The organism is Actinomycetospora sp. (genome assembly GCF_055612215.1).
This window is the reverse complement of the sequence record NZ_JBVPVA010000774.1, coordinates 1-3650: the sequence shown is the minus strand read 5'-3', so window position 1 is coordinate 3650 and position 3650 is coordinate 1. Positions and strand designations below refer to the sequence as shown.

Here is a 3650-nt window from a genome sequence, read left to right as displayed (position 1 = left end):
GGGGCCTGCGCGGTGGGGCTGATGGTCCCGACGGTGGCCGCGGCCGCGCCGCCCGCGGCACCGCCGGCGGGGGCGATCGTCGTCGGCACCGCCTCGGCGAGCTGCCCGAACCCGACCTACCCGACCATCCAGGCAGCGGTGACCGCAGCTGCGCCCGGCGCGACGGTCTACGTCTGTGCGGGGACCTACACCGGTCCCGTGTCCATCACGAAGAAACTGCGGCTGCTCGGCGCGCAGTACGGCCGCGACGCGCGGACGGGGCGGCCCACGACGGCGCAGGAGTCGGTGGTGACCTCACCGGGCGCCGGCTTCACCGTCGGCCCGGTCGACGGCCTGACGGTCGACGGGTTCACGTTCGCGGGCAGCACCGGCGACGGGATCGACGCGTTCAGCCGCGGCTCGGGCTTCACGTTCGTCGACAACGTGTTCACCGGCAACCACAACGGCATGAACGTCAACGCCGCCGGACCGGCACGCTCCACGATCGCCCGGAACCGCTTCACCGCGAACAACACGGGCGGCGGCGACGACTCCGGGACCGGCGTGCTCTTCACGTCGGGTGCCGCCAACAACGTGACCGTGTCGGACAACCTGTTCGAGCGTCACACCAGCGCGGCGGTCAACAGCATCGGCGACCCGAACCCGGCCAACCGCTCCGTCGGCATCGTCATCAGTGCCAACCGCAGCGTCGACGACTCGAGCTTCGCCGTGGTCAACAACGCCAACGGCGCGCTCGTCGAGCGCAACGAGGCGACGAAGGCGCCGTCGGCGGTCGACGGCACGGTCATCTACATCGTCGGCAACACCGATCACCTCACGGTCAGCCGCAACATCCTCTCCGGGGACACCGGCACTGGGATCTCCGCCAACGCCGCGTTCGGCGCCGTCGAGAGCACGAACCTGCTCATCGACTCGAACATCATCCGGGACCGCACGACGGGCATCTCGATCAACGGCAACCACCGCAGCGTCACGGTGCGCAGCAACGTCGTCCAGAGCTCCACCCGCTCCGGCACCACGCCCGGACGGGGCATCCGGCTCGCCGCCGGCTCCTCGGGGGTCACGGTCACGAGCAACGCGGTGTCCGGCAGCAGCGACGTCGACTGCGTCGACGAGTCGACCGGGACCCGCACCGCCGGCACCGCGGACACCTGGACCCGGAACGCCGGACGCACGTCCACCCCGGTCGGGCTCTGCGTCCCGGGCGTGGCCCCCGGGGTCGGGTAATTGGTCACGGCGACGACGCCGAGTGGACCCCGAGGGCTGCGACGGCAGCCGTGGGGGTCCACTCGGCCCGTGGACAGGTAGATCTCGCGACCGAGTGGACGTCGAGGGCTGCCACGGGAGCCGTGGATGTCCCTTCGAGGCCGATCAGGTCCGAGCGCCGCAGGTAACTCAACCGTCGTCGCCGGAGTGGCCGCCCCCACCGCGGCCCGAGCCGCCGCCTCGGCCGCCCCCGTCACCACCGCCGTGGCCGCCGTCCTCGCCGGAGCCCCGGTCCTCCGCGGCGTGGTTGCCTCCGCCCGCGGGCACGTCCGCCTTCGCCGATCCCGCGGCCGGACGCGCGGTCGGGGTCCGTGGCGGCGCGGCGGGCACGGGCACGGGCCGCACGCCGACCGAGGCGACGGGCCGGGCCCGCTCGGCGTCGTCGCCGACGGTCACGGTGGTTCCCGCCGGCCCGGCACCGCTCGAGGCGGGAGCCCCCGGGACGGGCGAGGTGGCCACGACCGAACCGGCACCCCCGGTCGGGCCGGCTGCGACGCCGAGCACGAAGAGGATCGCGACCGCCGCGGCCACCAGGACGCCGACCGCGACCACGGCGGTCCGGCGCCGTCGCCTTCCCGGCCAGGCCGAGGTGATGGCTGACCGCGAGAAGACCGTCGTCTCCTCGTCGAACGCGCCGAGCGCGGCCGCGACCTGCCGCGCGGACGGACGGCGCCGGGGCGACCCGTCGGTCATGGTCTGCAGGAGCGTGCGGAGCGGGCCGGGGAGCTCGGCGGGGATGCTCGGTGGCGTGGTCAGTCGGGTCAGGACCACCTCGAGGCCCGTCCCGGGAAGCCCGAGGCCGCCGGTCGCGGCCTCGAGAAGGACCAGGCCCAGGGCGTAGACGTCCGCGTCGGGCCCGACCTCGCCCCCGCGCAGCTGCTCGGGGGCCATGTAGGCCGCCGTGCCGACCACGGCGTCCGTGGCCGTCACCCGCGTGGCGTCGACGAGCCGGGCGATCCCGAAGTCGGCGAGGCGCGGGCCGTGCCTCGGGTCGAGCAGGACGTTCGCCGGCTTGACGTCGCGGTGGGTGACCCCCGCGGCGTGGATGTAGGCGAGCGCCTCGGCCAGCGAGGCCCCGAGCGCGGCCACCTCGACGACGGGGAGGCAGCCCTCGGCCAGGCGCTGCGCGAGCGTCGGCCCCTCGACGAGATCCGTGACCAGGTGGGCCTGCCCGTCCTCGGCGCCGGCGTCGAGCAGACGCACGAGGCCCGGGTGATCGAGCCGGGCCAGGGTGCGGACCTCCGCGCGCTGCCGATGCCGGTCCGGCCCGTCGGCCCCGGGGGCGAAGCGCTTGAGCGCGACGGCGCGCCCGGTGTGGCGATCCCACGCCCGGTACACCGTCGCCGATCCGCCGTGGCCCAGGACCTCGCCGAGCGCGTAGCGACCGAGGACCACGTCGGGAGCTGTCCGGTCCGTCAACCCGCCCGCCTCACCGTGCCGCGTCGGGAATCCACCGGCCCTGCCGGGCAGGGATCCCCCTCCCCCATTGCACGGAGCCGAGCCCCGATCGGTTCACTGGGCTCCCGCAGAGACGAGGAGCGCGTCGTGGCACTGATCGCGATCGAGGAGCACTGGAACCTGCCCGAGCTGACGGCGGCGGTGAAGGCCCTCCCCGAGGACCGCGCCGACCCGAGCATCGTGTTCGACGAGATGGGCGACAACCTCGAGCACCTCGACGACCTCGACGACGTGCGGCTCGCGGTGATGGACGCCCAGGGCGTCGACGTCGCGATCCTCTCCCTCGCACCACCCGGTCCGCAGCCGCTCGACGCGGCACAGGCGGTGCCGTTGGCCCGGCGGGCGAACGACCTCGTCGCCGAGGCCGTGCGCCGGCACCCGTCGCGGTTCCGCGCGTTCGCGACCCTCCCGACGCCCGACCCGGCGGCCGCCGTCGTCGAGTTGGAGCGCACGGCCGACCTCGGCTTCGTCGGCACCATGGTCTACGGGCGCACCGGCGAGGTCCCCCTCGACGACCCCCGCTACGACGACCTCTTCGCCGCCGCTGCGGCCCTCGGGAAGCCGGTCTTCATCCACCCGCAGCTCCCGCCGCCCGCGGTCCGGGCGGCGTCCTATTCCGGCATCGGGCCCATGGCGGACCTCGCGCTCGCGACGTTCGGGTGGGGGTGGCACCTCGAGGCGGCACTGGCGGCCCTGCGACTCATCGTCCGCGGCACATTCGACCGCCACCCCGACCTGCAGCTCGTCCTCGGCCACTGGGGCGAGCTGCTGCCGTTCTGGCTGGACCGGACGAACAGCCTGGCCCGGGTCGCGGGGCTGGAGCGGACGGTGTCGGACTACGTCCGGTCGAACGTCCACATCACCTGCTCCGGGATGCTCAACCCGACGCTGCTGCGGCACACCCTGGAAGTCACGACGGCGGACCG

Annotated in this window: 3 protein-coding genes; 2 read left to right on the top strand and 1 reads right to left on the bottom strand. The window is 74.5% G+C overall.

Annotated elements, in window-relative coordinates; genetic code table 11:
* Positions 1–1227: right-handed parallel beta-helix repeat-containing protein (locus AC0CYZ_RS21145; protein WP_472218933.1), on the top strand; the 1227-nt coding region annotated here is incomplete at its 5' end.
* Positions 1228–1395: 168 nt separating this feature from the next.
* On the opposite strand, the gene AC0CYZ_RS21140 is transcribed toward AC0CYZ_RS21145, so the two are convergent.
* Positions 1396–2661 carry a serine/threonine-protein kinase gene (locus AC0CYZ_RS21140; protein WP_472218931.1) on the bottom strand — a complete coding sequence of 422 codons (1266 nt, stop codon included), beginning with the start codon at positions 2659–2661 and terminating at the stop codon, positions 1396–1398.
* Between the two features lie 150 nt (positions 2662–2811).
* On the opposite strand from AC0CYZ_RS21140, the gene AC0CYZ_RS21135 reads away from it, so the two are divergent.
* Positions 2812–3650, top strand: an 839-nt coding sequence (locus AC0CYZ_RS21135) for an amidohydrolase family protein (protein ID WP_472218929.1), incomplete at its 3' end; no start/stop codon positions are given.